At 70.2% G+C, this 14,428-nt stretch carries 16 protein-coding genes; 7 read left to right on the plus strand and 9 right to left on the minus strand.

What is annotated here, in order from left to right; all coding sequences use genetic code 11:
- Positions 1-29: 29 nt before the first annotated feature.
- The 3 genes from AC1HIL_RS29600 to AC1HIL_RS29610 are packed head-to-tail and all read right to left on the minus strand — an operon-like array spanning position 30 to position 2,444.
- On the minus strand, positions 30-959 hold the full coding sequence (locus tag AC1HIL_RS29600; protein WP_479672448.1) for a threonine/serine dehydratase: 930 nt from the start codon (positions 957-959) through the stop codon (positions 30-32).
- Positions 960-991: 32 nt separating this feature from the next.
- On the minus strand, positions 992-1,960 hold the full coding sequence (gene ispH, locus AC1HIL_RS29605; protein WP_479670668.1) for a 4-hydroxy-3-methylbut-2-enyl diphosphate reductase: 969 nt from the start codon (positions 1,958-1,960) through the stop codon (positions 992-994).
- A gap of 31 nt (positions 1,961-1,991) precedes the next feature.
- Positions 1,992-2,444, minus strand: coding sequence for an FKBP-type peptidyl-prolyl cis-trans isomerase (locus tag AC1HIL_RS29610; RefSeq protein ID WP_057597301.1), 453 nt, complete (start codon positions 2,442-2,444; stop codon positions 1,992-1,994).
- A 107-nt stretch (positions 2,445-2,551) separates the two neighbouring features.
- Between AC1HIL_RS29610 and radC the strand changes: the two genes are divergently transcribed.
- Positions 2,552-3,229, plus strand: coding sequence for a RadC family protein (gene radC / locus AC1HIL_RS29615; RefSeq protein WP_261214797.1), 678 nt, complete (start codon positions 2,552-2,554; stop codon positions 3,227-3,229).
- Positions 3,229-3,900 carry a Smr/MutS family protein gene (locus AC1HIL_RS29620; protein ID WP_057597303.1) on the plus strand — a complete coding sequence of 224 codons (672 nt, stop codon included), beginning with the start codon at positions 3,229-3,231 and terminating at the stop codon, positions 3,898-3,900. The genes radC and AC1HIL_RS29620 overlap by 1 nt, the downstream gene beginning before the upstream one ends.
- A gap of 32 nt (positions 3,901-3,932) precedes the next feature.
- Here AC1HIL_RS29620 and AC1HIL_RS29625 read toward each other — a convergent pair whose 3' ends face one another.
- From AC1HIL_RS29625 to fabV, 4 genes are all read right to left on the minus strand, one after another.
- A complete protein-coding gene (locus AC1HIL_RS29625) occupies positions 3,933-6,050 on the minus strand; it encodes a bifunctional 2',3'-cyclic-nucleotide 2'-phosphodiesterase/3'-nucleotidase (RefSeq protein WP_479670669.1) in 2,118 nt (705 codons plus the stop codon).
- A 109-nt stretch (positions 6,051-6,159) separates the two neighbouring features.
- Positions 6,160-7,383, minus strand: coding sequence for an NAD(P)/FAD-dependent oxidoreductase (locus AC1HIL_RS29630; protein ID WP_479670670.1), 1,224 nt, complete (start codon positions 7,381-7,383; stop codon positions 6,160-6,162).
- 28 nt (positions 7,384-7,411) lie between these two features.
- Positions 7,412-7,831 (minus strand): group II truncated hemoglobin, encoded by a 420-nt coding sequence (locus AC1HIL_RS29635; RefSeq protein ID WP_208509388.1) that lies wholly within the window; start codon positions 7,829-7,831, stop codon positions 7,412-7,414.
- A 3-nt stretch (positions 7,832-7,834) separates the two neighbouring features.
- The gene (fabV, locus tag AC1HIL_RS29640; RefSeq protein ID WP_479670671.1) at positions 7,835-9,037 is read right to left on the minus strand and encodes an enoyl-ACP reductase FabV; all 1,203 of its coding nucleotides are present in this window, start codon (positions 9,035-9,037) and stop codon (positions 7,835-7,837) included.
- Between the two features lie 201 nt (positions 9,038-9,238).
- On the opposite strand from fabV, the gene AC1HIL_RS29645 reads away from it, so the two are divergent.
- The 5 genes from AC1HIL_RS29645 (at position 9,239) to AC1HIL_RS29665 (ending at position 13,439) form a co-directional block, all read left to right on the plus strand.
- Positions 9,239-10,066, plus strand: coding sequence for an ABC transporter substrate-binding protein (locus AC1HIL_RS29645; RefSeq protein WP_261214807.1), 828 nt, complete (start codon positions 9,239-9,241; stop codon positions 10,064-10,066).
- A gap of 161 nt (positions 10,067-10,227) precedes the next feature.
- On the plus strand, positions 10,228-10,923 hold the full coding sequence (locus AC1HIL_RS29650; protein WP_479670672.1) for an amino acid ABC transporter permease: 696 nt from the start codon (positions 10,228-10,230) through the stop codon (positions 10,921-10,923).
- A 19-nt stretch (positions 10,924-10,942) separates the two neighbouring features.
- Positions 10,943-11,677, plus strand: coding sequence for an amino acid ABC transporter permease (locus tag AC1HIL_RS29655; RefSeq protein ID WP_093340827.1), 735 nt, complete (start codon positions 10,943-10,945; stop codon positions 11,675-11,677).
- On the plus strand, positions 11,674-12,417 hold the full coding sequence (locus AC1HIL_RS29660) for an amino acid ABC transporter ATP-binding protein (protein WP_479670673.1): 744 nt from the start codon (positions 11,674-11,676) through the stop codon (positions 12,415-12,417). Before AC1HIL_RS29655 ends, AC1HIL_RS29660 begins: the two co-directional genes overlap by 4 nt.
- Positions 12,414-13,439, plus strand: coding sequence for an isopenicillin N synthase family dioxygenase (locus AC1HIL_RS29665; protein WP_479670674.1), 1,026 nt, complete (start codon positions 12,414-12,416; stop codon positions 13,437-13,439). The genes AC1HIL_RS29660 and AC1HIL_RS29665 overlap by 4 nt, the downstream gene beginning before the upstream one ends.
- Here the strand turns inward: AC1HIL_RS29665 and AC1HIL_RS29670 are convergent.
- Positions 13,382-13,705: a hypothetical protein gene (locus tag AC1HIL_RS29670; protein WP_209541674.1), complete on the minus strand. Its 324-nt coding sequence runs from the start codon at positions 13,703-13,705 to the stop codon at positions 13,382-13,384. The two genes, AC1HIL_RS29665 and AC1HIL_RS29670, sit on opposite strands and share 58 nt — an antisense overlap.
- Positions 13,702-14,382: an HAD family hydrolase gene (locus AC1HIL_RS29675; protein WP_208509393.1), complete on the minus strand. Its 681-nt coding sequence runs from the start codon at positions 14,380-14,382 to the stop codon at positions 13,702-13,704. The genes AC1HIL_RS29670 and AC1HIL_RS29675 overlap by 4 nt, the downstream gene beginning before the upstream one ends.
- Positions 14,383-14,428: the final 46 nt, after the last annotated feature.

Genomic DNA, 14,428 nt, shown 5'->3' on the forward strand with positions numbered 1-14,428 from the left:
GCCCGCACCCCGCCCCGCGCGGGGCTGGTTCAGCCGACGGTGGCCGGATCGACGTTCGCGCCGCAGACGATCAGGCAGACCTTCTCGCCCGCGCGCGGCACGTAGGCGCCGGTCTGCAGCGCGGCCAGCGGCAGCGCGGCGGCCGGTTCGACGGCCAGCTTCATCTCCTTCCACAGCCACTGCTGGGCGGCGCGGATCGCCTCGTCGGACAGCAGCAGCGCATCGGCGACGTGGCGCTGCGCGATGTCCCAGGCGATGGCGCCGATGCGGCGCGCGCCCAGCGAATCGGCCGCGATGCCGCCGACCTCGACATCGACCGGCGCGCCGGCCTCTCGGGCCCGGAACAGCGTGGGCGCGCCCTCGGGCTCGAGCGCGATCACGCGCGCGCGCCGCTCGAACCAGCCGGCGAGGCCGCCGATCAGCCCGCCGCCGCCCACGCTCACGAGCACGGCATCGGGCAGGCCGCCCTCGGCCTCGATCTCGCGGCCCAGCGTGCCGGCGCCGGCCACCACCTCGGGCTGGTCGTAGGCATGGGTCAGCAGGGCGCCGGTTTCGGCCTGGCGCGCCAGGCAGGCGGCCAGTGCATCGGGATAGAGCTGGCCGACCACCACCACCTCGGCGCCCAGCGCGCGCAGGCGCGCGCGCTTGGCCTCGGGCGAGACGCCGGGCAGGTAGACCTCGCAGCGCACACCGAGCGCGCGCGCCGCGGCGGCGGTGGCGATGCCGGCATTGCCGCCCGAGGCGACGATCACGCCACTCTCGGGAATGGGGTTGGCCAGCAGCCGGTTCATCATGCCGCGCGCCTTGAAGCTGCCGCTGACTTGCAGGTGCTCGAGCTTGAGCCAGACTTCGGCCCCCGGCGCCGCGACGCCGAGCGCCGCCGCGGTCAGCTTCCACAGCGGGGTCTGGCGCAGGAAGTGGCCCGAGCGTTCGTTCAGGCGTTGCCAGGCGCTATCGATTTCGGAGCGCCATTGGGTAGGTACGGCAAGGGTCAAGAGATGTGTCCAGGAGGAGGAATGTCGGCCAGCTTGAGGCCCTTGGGCAGCGGGAACTTGATGGTTTCCTCGATGCCGTCCATCTTGCGCACCGAGACCGCGCCGAACGCGCGCACGCGCTCGATCACCTCGCGCACCAGAACCTCGGGCGCCGAGGCGCCGGCGGTCAGGCCGATGCGGGTCTTGCCCTCGAACCATTCGGGCTGGAGTTCGTCGGCCGAATCGACCATGTAGCTCTCGGTGCCCAGGCGCTGGGCCAGTTCGCGCAGGCGGTTGCTGTTGGAGCTGGTGGGGCTGCCGACCACGATCACGAGGTCGACCTGCGGACTCATGATCTTCACCGCGTCCTGGCGGTTCTGGGTGGCGTAGCAGATGTCCTGCTGCTTGGGCTCGCGCACGGCCGGAAAGCGCGCGCGCACCGCGGCGGCGATCTCGGCCGCGTCGTCCACGCTCAGCGTGGTCTGCGTGACCACCGCGAGCTTCTCGGTCTGGCCCGGCGCGACGCGCGCCACGTCCTCCACGTCTTCCACCAGGTGGATGCCGCTCGAGAGCTGGCCCATCGTGCCCTCGACCTCGGGATGCCCCTTGTGGCCGATCATGATGAACTCGTAGCCTTCCTTGGCGAGCTTGGCGACCTCGACGTGCACCTTGGTCACCAGCGGGCAGGTGGCGTCGAAGATCTCGAAGCCGCGATCGCGCGCCTCCTGCTCCACCGCCTTGCTCACGCCGTGCGCGCTGAACACCAGCGTGGCGCCGGGCGGCACGTCCGACAGTTCCTCGATGAAGATCGCCCCCTTGGCCTTGAGCTCGTTGACCACGTAGGTGTTGTGCACGATCTCGTGGCGCACGTAGATCGGCGCGCCGAACTTGGCGATGGCGCGCTCGACGATCTCGATCGCGCGGTCCACGCCCGCGCAGAAGCCGCGCGGCTCGGCGAGGATGACTTCCTCGATGCCTTCGTTCATCGTGCCTCCCCGGCCGCGGTGCCGCGTGCCATCACAACACCCCGATCAGTTGCACTTCGAAGGTCACGGGCTGGCCTGCGAGCGGATGGTTGAAATCGAAGCGCACGCCGGTCTCGTTGGACTCGATCACCGCGCCGGCATAGCTGCCGGTGCCGTCGGGCGTGGGGAACTGCACCACGTCGCCCACGGCGTACTGCTCGTCGGGATCGCCGATCTGCGCCAGCAGCTTCTTCGCGACCCACTGCTGCATCTCGGGATTGCGCTCGCCGAAGGCCTCGCCGGCCGGCAGCTCGAAGGTGGCGTGCGCGCCCTCCTCGAGGCCCAGCAGGCGCTGCTCGACGGCGGGCGAGAGCTCGCCGGTGCCCAGCGACAGCGTGGCGGGCTTGTCGGCGAAGGTGTTGATGATGTCGCCCGCGGGCCCGGACAGCCGGTAGTGCAGGGTCAGGAAGGAGCCGGGGGTGACGACGTGGGGCGCTTGGGACATGGGGGCAGCAATGGTTGACAAAGACAAGACGGGTGTCCCGATAAACTGGGCTGCATTTTAAGGACGGGCGCTTCCACCCGCCCCGTTCAAGGTTTAGCAGGCTCTCCATGGCTTTCAAGGATCTCCCCGAACATGCCCGCCCGCGCGAGAAGCTCATCGCGCGCGGCGCCGCCGCGCTGGCCGACACCGAGCTGCTCGCGCTGCTGCTGCGCACCGGCGTGGCCGGCAAGAACGTGCTGCAGCTCGCGCAGGAACTGCACGAGCGCTTCGGCGGCCTCGCGGGCCTGCTGCAGGCCAGTCCCGAGCAGCTGCGCGGCGTGCGCGGCATGGGCGGCGCCACCAAGCGCGCCGAGCTCGTCGCGGTGCTCGAGCTCGCGCGTCGCGCCATGGCCGAGCAACTCTCGCAGCGCACCGTGTTCGACGCGCCCGAGGCCGTGCGGCAGTACGTGCAGATGCACATCGGCACGCGGCCGCACGAGGTGTTCGCGGTGCTGTTCCTCGATGCGCAGCACCGGCTGATCGTGCTCGAGGAGCTGTTCCGCGGCACCCTCACCCAGACCAGCGTCTATCCGCGCGAGGTGGTGCTGCGCGCGCTGCACCACCATGCGGCCGCGGTGGTGCTGGCCCACAACCATCCGAGCGGCAGCATCGAGCCCTCGCGCGCCGACGAAACGCTCACGCAGACGCTGCGCGCCGCGCTCTCGCTGGTCGACGTGCGCGTGCTCGACCACGTGATCGTGAGCACGGGCCGCAGCTTCTCGATGGCCGAACGGGGGTTGCTCTGATGGCCGCCGCACGTCCGCCCGCCACCAGGAGCCTGAAGAACCTGGCCGACCTCAAGCAGGTGCAGCGCCAGCTGGCCGAAACCCGCGAGCGCGAGGCGGCCGAGGCTGCCGAGCGCGCCGCGGCCGAGCGCAAGCGCGCGGCCGAAAAGGACCTGTTCGCGCGCGCCGTCGGCGCCACCGAGCCGCTGCGCCAGAAGACGCGCACCGTGCCGCTCGCGCCCGAGCCGCCGGCGCCGATCCCGGTGCAGCACCAGCTCGACGAGCAGCGCGTGCTGCGCGAGTCGCTGTCCGACGAGTTCGACGTCACCACGCTGCTCGACGTCGACGACGCCATGAGCTTCCGCCGCCCCGGCATCGGCACCGACGTGACCGCGCGGCTGCGCAAGGGCGACTGGACGATCCAGGCCCAGGTCGACCTGCACGGCCTGCGCAGCGACGAGGCGCGCGAGGCGCTCGGCGGCTTCATCCGCAACGCGCACAAGCAGGGCCTGCGCTGCGTGCGCGTGGTGCACGGCAAGGGCCTGGGCTCGCCCGGCAAGCAGCCGGTGCTCAAGACCAAGACGCAGCGCTGGCTGATCCAGAAGAACGAGGTGCTGGCCTTCGTGCAGGCCAAGCCGGCCGAAGGCGGGGCCGGGGCGCTGGTGGTGCTGCTGGCGCCCGTCAGGCGCTGAGCGGCTCCCTCCGGCAGGAGGGAGCCACCCCCTCACTTGCCCAGGTCGAGCTTGTAGACCGAGCGCCCCTTCCCGCTCCCGTCGTCCGCCGTCAGCAGCGAGACGTTGTCCAGCCCCGCCGCCGTCGCCGACGCGAGCTGGCCCTGCCCCGAGGTGAACACCACGTTGCCGGCCGTCGCGGCCTTGGTGAAGCGCCAGCTGCGCGCCGCGCCGTTGGCCGCGCGCGTGATGGTCTTCTTCGCCTTCACGTAGGCGATCAGCACGTCGCGGTTGGCATCGGGCGAGGCATAGATCGTCGCGCGGCCGTCGAGCGCGGGTATGAAGCTCGCGCCGCTGGTGGCGCGGTAGTTGTTGGTGGCGATCACGAATTCCTTGGCCGGATCGATGGCCGCGCCCAGGTAGGTGAGGTTCCGGATGCGGCTGCCGACCTCCTGCGTCACGTCGATCTCGTACTGCACGTCGGGCGTGGTGAACATGTCGAAGTTGTAGCCCGGGAAGGTGCTGATCAGCTGCTGGTCGGCCGTGGCCGTGGTGCTGATCCTGTTGAAGCGCTTGGCCGCGGCCTCGAGCCAGGCCTTGATCTCGGCGCCCGTGACCTTCACCGCGTACACGGTGTTCGGGTACAGGTAGAGGTCGGCCGCGTTGAAGATCGCGAGGTTGCCCACGGCCACGTCGGTGTAGTCGCGGCCACCCTCGTAGCCCGACTTGAAGGGCGCGCTGACCGACAGCACCGGCAGGCTCGCGTACTGCGGCAGGTTGGCCTGGATGTAGCTCTTCACGTAGTCGGCCTGGGCCTGGTTCACGATCTGGATCGCGCCCGGGTCGCCGACATCGGCGAAGTAGGTGTTCATGCGGAAGTCGGTGCTGCCGATCGGCGTCTTCACGTAGTCGATCGCGGCCTGGTGCTGGGTCTCGATCAGCGGCGCGATGGCCGGGTCGGCATCGACGTAGACCGCCTTGCCCGCGTCGTCCTTGCCGGTCTGCGTGGAGCGCGCCTCGACCGCGGTCTTGCTCTTGTCGATGGCCCAGGCCTTGCCGTCCCACGACAGCTCGAGCTTGATCACGCCCAGCGCCTTGCCCCACGAGCTCGGCATCACGGCCGGCACGCCGTTCACGGTGCCGGCGGCGTTGTCCACGCCCGGCTGCTTGAAGCCGGGGCTGGCGCCGCGGTCGGGGAACACGCCGTGCTGGTGGCCCATCAGCAGCGCGTCGATGCCCGGCACCTTCGACAGGTGCAGGCCCGGGTTCTCCATGGTCGGCGTGTAGGCCGCGGCGTCGAGGCCGCCGTGCTGCAGCGCGACCACGATGTCGGCGCCCTTGGCGCGCAGCTCGGGGATGTAGCGCGTGGCGGCTTCCACCGCGCCCTCGGTGCGCAGCTTGCCCTCGAGATAGCGCTTGTCCCAGTTCATGATGCCCGGCGTGGTGAAGCCGATCACGCCGACCTTCAGCGGCACCGTCACGCGCGAGCCGTCGGGCGCGGTGGCGGTGAAGCTCTTGTTGACGATGGTGTAGGGCGCGAGCAGGGGCTTGCCGCTCTTCACGCTCTGCACGTTGGCCAGCACCAGCGGGAAGTTCGGGCCGGCGCACTTCTTCGTGCCGTCCACGCCCTCGACGTCGAGGCCGCCGCCGATCGCCTGGTTGAGGAAATCGAGGCCGTAGTTGAACTCGTGGTTGCCCAGCGTGCCGGCGTCGAAGCCGGCGGCATTCATCGCCTTGTACATCGACAGCGGCTGGGTGCACGGGATGCGGCTCACCAGCGCCTCGTAGTCGGCCAGCGCGGTGCCCTGGATGGTGTCGCCGTTGTCGAACAGCAGCGTGTTCGCGAACTCCTTGCGCGCGGCCGCGATCAGCGTGGCGGTGCGCTCGTAGCCATAGGACTTGTCCTCGGCGAGCTTGAAGTAGTCGTAGCTGCGCACATTGAAGTGCAGGTCGGTGGTCTCGAGCAGCGCGACGGTGGCGCGCGTGCCGGCCGCGATCGGCGCGGGGGCGGGCGCCGGGGACGGCGCCGGCGCGGGCGGCGGCACCGGCAGGAACACGCCGCCGCCGCCATCCCCGCCGCCGCATGCGCTCAGCATGGCGGTGGCGATCAGTGCGGCACAGGCGGTCATGGACGCGGTGCGTGGAAAGCGGGTGTTTGCGAGTGGCTTCATCGAAAGGTCTCCCTCCTGTTCAAGGAAGACCAGTCTCCGAAGCCGAGGTGACAGTCCGGTGAATGAAGCCTGAAATGCAGCCGCGTTGCGACAAGCCGTGACCGGATGTTTACGCGAGGTGATTCTTAAGTGGTACCGAAGCGTCCGCGACCGCCGCGGGATCGGGGCTGCGGCCCGCGTCGAGCAGCTTGCGGCTCATCATGTGGTCGACCGGCGCGTTCACCGATTCCACGCACGCGAGCTGCCCGTCGACGTAATGGAACAGCGAGAAGGCATCGGGCTTCGGCCCCGCACGGCGCACCGTGACATGGCCCGGCGTGCCCTCGGCCGGCACCAGCCCCACCATCTGCAGCCGCATGCCGCCCTGGTCGGACCAGAACCACGGCACCACGTCGTGCGCGCGCGCCGTGCCCAGCAGCGTGGCGACCGCGGTGCGCGCCTGGTCGTTGGCGTTCTGCACCGACTCGAGCCGCAGCGCGCGGCCCGCGCGCCGGTCGGGGAAGCGCGTGCAGTCGCCGACCGCGAGCACGCCGGCCGCGCTGGTTTGCATGTGCTCGTCGACCACGATGCCGTCGGCGCACTCGATGCCCGCGGCCTGCGCGAGCGCGGTCTCGGGCACCGCGCCGATGCCCAGCAGCAGCAGGTCGACCGGCTGCCGTGCGCCGTTCACGCGCAGCGACACCAGCCGGTCGCCCTCGACCTCGAAGTCGTCGGCGGTCGCGCCCAGCACGATGTCGATGCCGGCGGCGCGGTGCGTGGCCAGCACGTGGTCCGAGAGCTCGGGCGAGACCGCGCGGCCCAGCAGGCGCGGCGCGCTCTCGATCACCTGCACCGCCTTGCCGAGCGCCTTGGCGGTGGCCGCGACCTCGAGGCCGATGAAGCCGCCGCCGAGCACCGTGACGCGCTGCGCCTCGGCCAGCCGCGCGCGCAGCCGATGCGCCTCGTCGGCCGCGCGCAGGCTCGCGACGTTGACCAGCTCGTGCGAGAGCGCGGCGATCCGGCGCGCGCGCGTGCCGGTGGCCAGCACCAGCGATTCCCACGGCAGCACCGCGCCCGAGCGCAGGGTCACGTTGCGCGCCTCGCGGTCGATGGCCACGGCCGCATCGCCCAGGTGCAGCGTGATGCCGGCCTCGCGGTACCAGTCGGCCGCCTTGTGCGGCTGCGTGGCTTCCTCGGCGCTCTTGAGGAAGGCCTTCGACAGCGGCGGACGGTGGTAGGGCTCGCAGGCCTCCTCGCAGACCAGGTGCACGCGCGCGCCCTGCCCCGCCTCGGCGAGGCCGGCGCACAGCTGGGCCGCCGCGTGGCCGCCGCCGATGATGACGATGGAATTCATGAAGTGAGTCTTTCGAAAATCGTTGTTCTCAGCCGCCGCGGTTGCGCATCCAGTCGGCGGTCTTGAAGAAGGAGTCGCGCAGCCGCGCGCGCAGGTCCTCGGGCACCTCGGTCTCGCCCATGGCCTGGTCCATGCACGCCAGCCACTGGTCGCGTTCCTTGATGCCGATGCTGTGGCCGCCGATGCTCTGCGGCAGGTGGCGCGCGCGCAGCATCGGATGGCCGAAGCGGTCGGTGTAGTACGCGGGGCCGCCGAGCCAGCCGCAGAGGAACCAGAACAGCCGCTGGCGCGCGTTGTCGAGGTCGCTGCCGTGCACCGCGCGCAGTTGCGCGTAGCCGGGCTCGAGGTCCATCAGGTCGTAGAAGCGCTCGACCAGCGCGCGCACTTTCTCCTCGCCGCCGATCCATTCGAAGGGCGTGTCGAAGGGCGGCTTGTCCTGGATCTGCATCGCTCAGCCCACCTGCACGAGGCCGGGGATCGGCACGTCGGGGTTGGCATCGGCCGCGTAGTCCACGCCCGCGATGCCGAAGCCGAACAGGCGCAGGAACTCGGCCTTGTAGCCCGCGAAGTCGGTCAGCGCCTGCAGGTTCTCGCTCGTGACCTGCGGCCACAGTTCGAGCACGCGCGCCTGCACCGCGGGTGCGAGCTCCTTGCGGTCGGCGCGCAGCCGGCCTTCCTCGTCGAGCGGCGGCGCGCTGCCGTAGAGGCCCTCGCGGAACAGGCCGTCGACCTGCTCGATGCAGCCCTCGTGCGTGCCCTCTTCCTTCATCACCTTGAACAGCAGCGAGAGGTACAGCGGCATCATCGGGATCGCCGAGCTGGCCTGCGTGACCACCGCCTTGAGCACCGCCACGCGCGCATCGCCGCCGCCATGGGCCGCGAGCTTGGCGCGGATCGCGGGCACGGTGCGGTCGAGGTCCTTCTTGGCCGCGCCGATCGAGCCGTTCCAGTAGATGTCCTGCGTGATCTTCTCGCCGAGGTAGGTGAAGGCCGTGGTCTTCGCGCCCTCGGCCAGCACGCCGGCCTCGTGCAGCGCGTCGATCCACAGCTGCCAGTCCTCGCCGCCCATCACGGCCACCGTGTTGTCGATCTCCTCCTGCGTCGCCGGCTCGAGCACGGTCTCCTTGACCGTGCCGCTGTCGGTGTCGATGCCGCGCAGGCTCACCGCCTGGCCGATGGGCTTGAGGGTGGAGTTGAAGACCTGGCCGGTCTTCGGATGGGTGCGCCGCGGCGCCGCGAGGCTGTAGACCACGAGGTCGACCTGGCCCAGGTCCTGGCGGATGGTCTCGATCGTCTGTTGCTTCACGGCATCGGAGAAGCCGTCGCCGTTGATGCTCTTCGCATAGCGGCCCTCGGCCGCGGCGAGGCGCTCGAAGGCGGCCGTGTTGTACCAGCCGGGCGTGCCGGTCCTGGTGGCGCTTCCGGCGCGCTCGAAGAACACGCCCAGCGTGTCGGCGCCGCCGCCGAAGGCCGCGACGATGCGCGCCGCGAGGCCATAGCCGGTGGAGGCACCGATCACCAGCACCCGCTTCGGCGCGCCCGCGACCGGGCCCTGGGCCCGCACGTGCTCGATCTGTTGCCGGACATTGGCCTCGCAGCCGACGGGATGGGTCGTGACGCAGATGAAGCCACGCACGCGCGGTTGGATGATCATGGGGAGGAAGGCAGTCTGGGAAAGAAAAAGGACGGGTGGCGCGCGAGGCGCCGGGCACCGGTCTCTTGACGGGCGCGCGGGCGCGAATTTACCGCACGTTCATTCCCATGCGGCCATGTACATATATGGATTGACCATTTAATGAACCGAAGTTTTGTTGATAAGGTGCCGCCCTTGCATTCCCAGAAGGAGAAGAAACACATGCGCCCGAACATCCTCGCCGCGGCCCTCGCCGCCTCCGCCCTGCTCGCGGGCACCGTGGCCCACGCCGACCAGCTGGCCGACATCAAGAAGAAGGGCGAACTCGTGGTCGGCGTGCTCGGCACCGACGAGCCCGCCACCTTCATCGACCCCAAGACGCGCCAGATCGTGGGCTACGAGGTCGACCTCGCCAACGCCATCGCCAAGAAGATCGGCGTGAAGACCACGCTCAAGCAGATCGCCGTGGCCGCGCGCATCCCCGAGCTGCAGCAGGGCCACGTCGACCTGGTCGCGGCCGGCCTCACGCACAACAAGGAGCGCGAGGCGCAGATCGACTTCTCGCTGACCACCTTCGTGACCGGCCAGAAGGCGATCGTGAAGAAGGACAGCGGCATCGCCGAGGTATCGCAACTCGGCGGCAAGAAGGTGCTGACCATCCGCGGCGGCACCCAGGAACCCAACATCCGCAAGGCCGTGCCCACGGCCGAGGTCGTGACCTTCGACACCAGCCAGCAGGCCTTCCAGGCGCTGCAGCAAGGCAAGGGCGTGGGCTACGTCGACGACGAGGCCGCGCTGCTGCGCAGCTACGCCAAGCTCGGCCCGCAGAAGGCCCAGTACGTGGTGCTCAAGCAGAACCTCAGCACCGAGGCGCTGGCCATCGGCATCAAGAAGGGCGAGAGCGGCCTGAAGGCGGTGGTGGACGACACGCTGCGCGAGCTCGAGAAGTCGGGCGAGGCCGAGAAGATCTTCGTGAAGTGGTATGGCCCGAACACCGCCTCGGGCTTCCAGACGCGCGACTTCAAGTTCGAGAGCGACAAGATCGACTGACCCCGCATTCCCCCTCCTTCCCCCTCTGGGGAAGGCCGGGATGGGGGCATGCGGCCTTCGCACCGGCCACGAGCGCATCGACCGCCCGGTGCCCCCACCCCAACCCTCCCCCAGCGGGGGAGGGAGCCAATCCACCACGCGGCAGCGATACTGTCGCCCCCATGCCCCTGTTCGACTATTCCTTGCTGCTGACCGGCAAGTACCACGACATGCTCGTCGCGGGCTTGTGGCTGTCGCTGCAGCTGCTCGCGGCCTCGCTGGTGTGCGCGCTGCCGATCGCGCTCGTGGTGGCCATGCTGCGCCTGTCGCCGCTGGCGCCGCTGCGCTGGCTCGGCTTCGCCTACGTGGAGTCGATCCGCAACATACCGTTGCTGGCCCACATGCTGTTCTGGTATTTCGGCGCGCCCGAGCTGCTGCCCGAAGGCTTCAAGCAATGGCTCTACGCGGGCCACATCGAGGCCTACAGCGCGATCGTCGCGCTGTCGCTCTACACGGCCGCCTTCATGGCCGAAGACATGCGCAGCGGCATCCGCTCGATCCCCGCGGTGCAGTTCGAGGCCGGCCGCGCGCTGGGCTTCGGCTGGCTCGCGACGATGCGCCGCGTGGTGCTGCCGCAGGCGCTGCGCGTGACCGTGCCGCCGCTGATCTCGCAGACCCTGAGCCTGTGGAAGAACACCTCGATCGCCACCGTGATCGGCGTGGCCGAACTCATGTACCAGGCCAGCCAGGTCGAGAGCGCGACCTTCCGCAGCTTCGAGTCCTTCGCCTTCGCGAGCGCGGCCTACCTCACGGTCTCGCTCGCGATCACGGCGCTCGCGAGCTGGTACCACCACCGCTTCCCGGTGAGGACGCTGTGATGCGCACGGAGGCTTCGCGATGATCGAACTGATCCAGGACTACTGGCTCTACTTCCTGATCGGCCAGTACCCCAACGGCCCGCTCGGCGGGCTGGTGCTGACCCTGCTGCTGGCCTCGTGCGGGCTGGTGCTCGCGCTGCCGCTGGGCATCGTGCTCGGGCTGGCGCGCGTGAGCCCGTGGCGCTGGCTGCGCTGGCCGGTCAGCGGCTTCGTGTTCGTGGTGCGCGGGCTGCCGCTGCTGATGGTGATCTTCTGGGCCTACTTCTTCCTGCCCAGCGTCACCGGCGTGAAGACCGACCAGTTCGCCACCATGCTGATCGCGCTGGTGGTGTTCGACGCCGCCTACCTGGCCGAGATCGTGCGCGCCGGCATCCAGGGCCTGCCGCGCGGCCAGATGGAGACCGCGCGCGCGCTCGGCCTGAGCTGGAGCCGCGCGATGCGGCTGGTGGTGCTGCCGCAGGCGCTGCGCAGCATGCTGCCCTCGCTGGTGAACCAGTTCGTCTCGACCATCAAGGAGACCTCGCTGGGCTACATCATCGGCCTGGCCGAGGTCTCGTTCATCGCCACCCAGATCAACACCCAGGTGTTCACCAAGCCGGCCCAGGTCTTCGGCATCCTCGGGCTGACCTATTTCATCCTCTGCTTCGGCCTCTCGCGCTTCGCCTACTGGCTCGAGCGCCGCCTCGCGCGGCGCGGCCTGCCGGTGGTCGCGGTCACCGAGGGCCGGGCCGCCGCCCGCAAGGCTTCCGCATGATCGAACTCCAGAACGTCAACAAGTGGTACGGCAGCTACCACGCGCTCGTGGACGTGAGCGAAACCATCCACAAGGGCGAGGTGGTCGTGGTCTGCGGCCCCTCGGGCTCGGGCAAGTCCACGCTGATCCGCACCTTCAACCGGCTCGAGGCCATCCAGTCGGGCCGCATCCTGGTCGAGGGCAAGGACATCCACGCGCCGGGCACCGACGTGAACGCCTTCCGCTCGCGCATCGGCTTCGTGTTCCAGCAGTTCAACCTGTTCCCGCACCTCACGGTGCTGCAGAACTGCACCATGGCGCCGATGCAGCTGCACGGCCTCTCGCGCGCGCAGGCCGAGGAACGCGCCATGGCGCTGCTCGCGCGCGTGGGCCTCGCGAACAAGGCCCGGGCCTGGCCCGGCGAGCTGTCGGGCGGCCAGCAGCAGCGCGTGGCGATCGCGCGCGCGCTCGCGATGCAGCCGCCGGTGATGCTGTTCGACGAACCCACGAGCGCGCTCGACCCCGAGATGGTCGGCGAGGTGCTGCTGGTGATGCGCGACCTGGTGCGCGACGGCATGACCATGGTCTGCGTGACGCACGAGATGGGCTTCGCGCGCGAGGTCGCCGACCGCGTGCTCTTCATGGACGAGGGCAAGGTGCTCGAGCGCGCCACGCCCGACGACTTCTTCAACCGCCCGCAGCATCCGCGCGCGCAGCAGTTCCTGTCCGACATCCGCTCGCCCTTCGCACGCACCCCATGACGAACACCGCTTCCCTCCAGACCCTGCCCGTGATCGACGTCGCGCCGCTGGTGGCCGGCGACGCGCCGGGCCGCGAGGCCGTGGCCGCGCGCATCGGCGAGGCCTGCCGCGCGCACGGCTTCTTCTACATGACGGGGCATGGCGTCGACCCCGCGCTGGTGGCGCGGCTCGAGACCCTGAGCCACCGCTTCTTCGACCTGCCCGAGGCGACCAAGATGCAGTGGCGCATGGCGCTCGGCGGGCGCGCCTGGCGCGGCTACTTCCCGCTCGGCGGCGAGCTGACCTCAGGCCGGCCCGACTGGAAGGAAGGGCTCTACCTCGGCACCGAGCTGCCGGCCACGCATCCGCTGGTGCAGGCCAGGACACCGGTGCACGGGCCGAATCTCTTTCCCGACGCGCCGGGCCTCGAGGACTTCCGCGACACCATCCTCGGCTACATGGCGGCCGTGACGCAGCTCGGCCACCGGCTGATGGAAGGCATCGCGCTGAGCCTGGGCCTTGCGGCCGACTATTTCGCGGCGCGCTACACGGGCGATCCGCTGATCCTGTTCCGGCTCTTCGACTATCCCTCGCAGCCGGTGCCCGAGGGCCTCGACGTGCAATGGGGCGTGGGCGAGCACACCGACTACGGCCTGCTGACGATCCTGCACCAGGACAGCGTGGGCGGCCTCGCGGTGCACACGCCCGCGGGCTGGATCGATGCGCCGCCGATCGCGGGCTCCTTCGTCTGCAACATCGGCGACATGCTCGACCGCATGACCGGCGGCCTCTACAAGTCGACGCCGCACCGCGTGAAGCGCAACACCTCGGGCCGCAACCGGCTGTCGTTCCCGCTGTTCTTCGATCCGAACTTCGAGGCGCGCGTGCAGCGCATCGAGGGCCTCGCGGGCGCTGCCGCCGTGGACGACAGCGCCGAGCGCTGGGACCGCGCCAACGTGCACGCCTTCAGCGGCCGCTACGGCGACTACCTGCTGGCGAAGGTGTCGAAGGTGTTCCCGCAGCTGCGCGACGAAGTGCTCTGAGGCGTGCTCGCGGGAAGGTCGAGGAACTCGTCCTCCCAGCGCCCGACGTCCGCGCCGGGGTCGGAGATCGGCACCAGCTTGTCGCTGCGGCAGTAGAAGGTCCAGCCCTCGAACAGCACGTCGTAGTAGGTGCCGGGCAGGTAGCGCTCGCTCGGCGCTTCATAGGGCGCCGAGACCACCTCGACGATGCGCCCGACCGCGCGCTCGGTCATCGGCGACGCGAGGCAGCTGTCGAGCACGTGGCACAGGGTGCCGATCCTGATCACGGCCGCACCATCTCGCCGGGAAACCAGCGCGGCAGGTGCGCGTTCGCATCGTGCAGCGACGCGAGCACATGGAAGGCCTGCTCGACGATCGCGGCCGGCGGGTGCTTGAGGTCCGGCACGATCACCACCCGCAGGCCCGCGGCCAGCGCCGCCTTGGCGCCGTTCTCGCTGTCCTCGAAGGCGATGCACTGCGTCGGGTCCACGCCCAGGCGCGAAGCCGCGAGCAGGTAGAGCGCCGGGTCGGGCTTGGCGCGCGGCACCTCGTCGCCGCCCGCGAAGGCCTCGAAGTGATGCAGCACGCCGAGGCTGCCGAGGCAGGCCTGGATCTGCCCGCTGGTCGAGGACGAGGCCACGGCGCAGCGCGTGCCGCGCGCGCGCAGGGCGCCCAGGAACTCGGCCGCGCCGGGCTTGATGGGGAACAGCGGCGTGCCGTCGGAGCGTTCGAGCGCCAGCGCCTGGCGCACGTGCTCGAGCGCATGGCGGAAAGCGGCCTGGCCGCCGAGCAGGCCCGAGAGGATGATCTCGGACTCGGCGGTGGCCAGGCCCACCACCTGCAGGTACTGGGCGTGGCTGAGCTCGACGTCGAGCGTGCGGGCGGCCGCCATCCAGGCGGCCATGATGGGCCGCTCGGAGTCGATCAGCAGCCCGTCCATGTCGAAGATTGCGGCGGAGAACATCGACGCGATCCTACCCCCGAGCCCCGCCCCGAATGGCGAAGGGGCC

It is taken from the genome of Variovorax sp. ISS6, from assembly GCF_056523145.1.

Excerpts from the sequence above, each read along its gene's own strand:
- ispH (WP_479670668.1), bottom strand. The coding sequence starts at position 1,960 with ATGAACGAAGGCATCGAGGAAGTCATCCTCGCCGAGCCGCGCGGCTTC.
- AC1HIL_RS29610 (WP_057597301.1), bottom strand. The coding sequence starts at position 2,444 with ATGTCCCAAGCGCCCCACGTCGTCACCCCCGGCTCCTTCCTGACCCTG.
- radC (WP_261214797.1), top strand. The coding sequence starts at position 2,552 with ATGGCTTTCAAGGATCTCCCCGAACATGCCCGCCCGCGCGAGAAGCTC.
- AC1HIL_RS29620 (WP_057597303.1), top strand. The coding sequence starts at position 3,229 with ATGGCCGCCGCACGTCCGCCCGCCACCAGGAGCCTGAAGAACCTGGCC.
- AC1HIL_RS29625 (WP_479670669.1), bottom strand. The coding sequence starts at position 6,050 with ATGAAGCCACTCGCAAACACCCGCTTTCCACGCACCGCGTCCATGACC.
- AC1HIL_RS29630 (WP_479670670.1), bottom strand. The coding sequence starts at position 7,383 with ATGAATTCCATCGTCATCATCGGCGGCGGCCACGCGGCGGCCCAGCTG.
- AC1HIL_RS29635 (WP_208509388.1), bottom strand. The coding sequence starts at position 7,831 with ATGCAGATCCAGGACAAGCCGCCCTTCGACACGCCCTTCGAATGGATC.
- fabV (WP_479670671.1), bottom strand. The coding sequence starts at position 9,037 with ATGATCATCCAACCGCGCGTGCGTGGCTTCATCTGCGTCACGACCCAT.
- AC1HIL_RS29645 (WP_261214807.1), top strand. The coding sequence starts at position 9,239 with ATGCGCCCGAACATCCTCGCCGCGGCCCTCGCCGCCTCCGCCCTGCTC.
- AC1HIL_RS29650 (WP_479670672.1), top strand. The coding sequence starts at position 10,228 with ATGCCCCTGTTCGACTATTCCTTGCTGCTGACCGGCAAGTACCACGAC.
- AC1HIL_RS29655 (WP_093340827.1), top strand. The coding sequence starts at position 10,943 with ATGATCGAACTGATCCAGGACTACTGGCTCTACTTCCTGATCGGCCAG.
- AC1HIL_RS29660 (WP_479670673.1), top strand. The coding sequence starts at position 11,674 with ATGATCGAACTCCAGAACGTCAACAAGTGGTACGGCAGCTACCACGCG.
- AC1HIL_RS29665 (WP_479670674.1), top strand. The coding sequence starts at position 12,414 with ATGACGAACACCGCTTCCCTCCAGACCCTGCCCGTGATCGACGTCGCG.
- AC1HIL_RS29675 (WP_208509393.1), bottom strand. The coding sequence starts at position 14,382 with ATGTTCTCCGCCGCAATCTTCGACATGGACGGGCTGCTGATCGACTCC.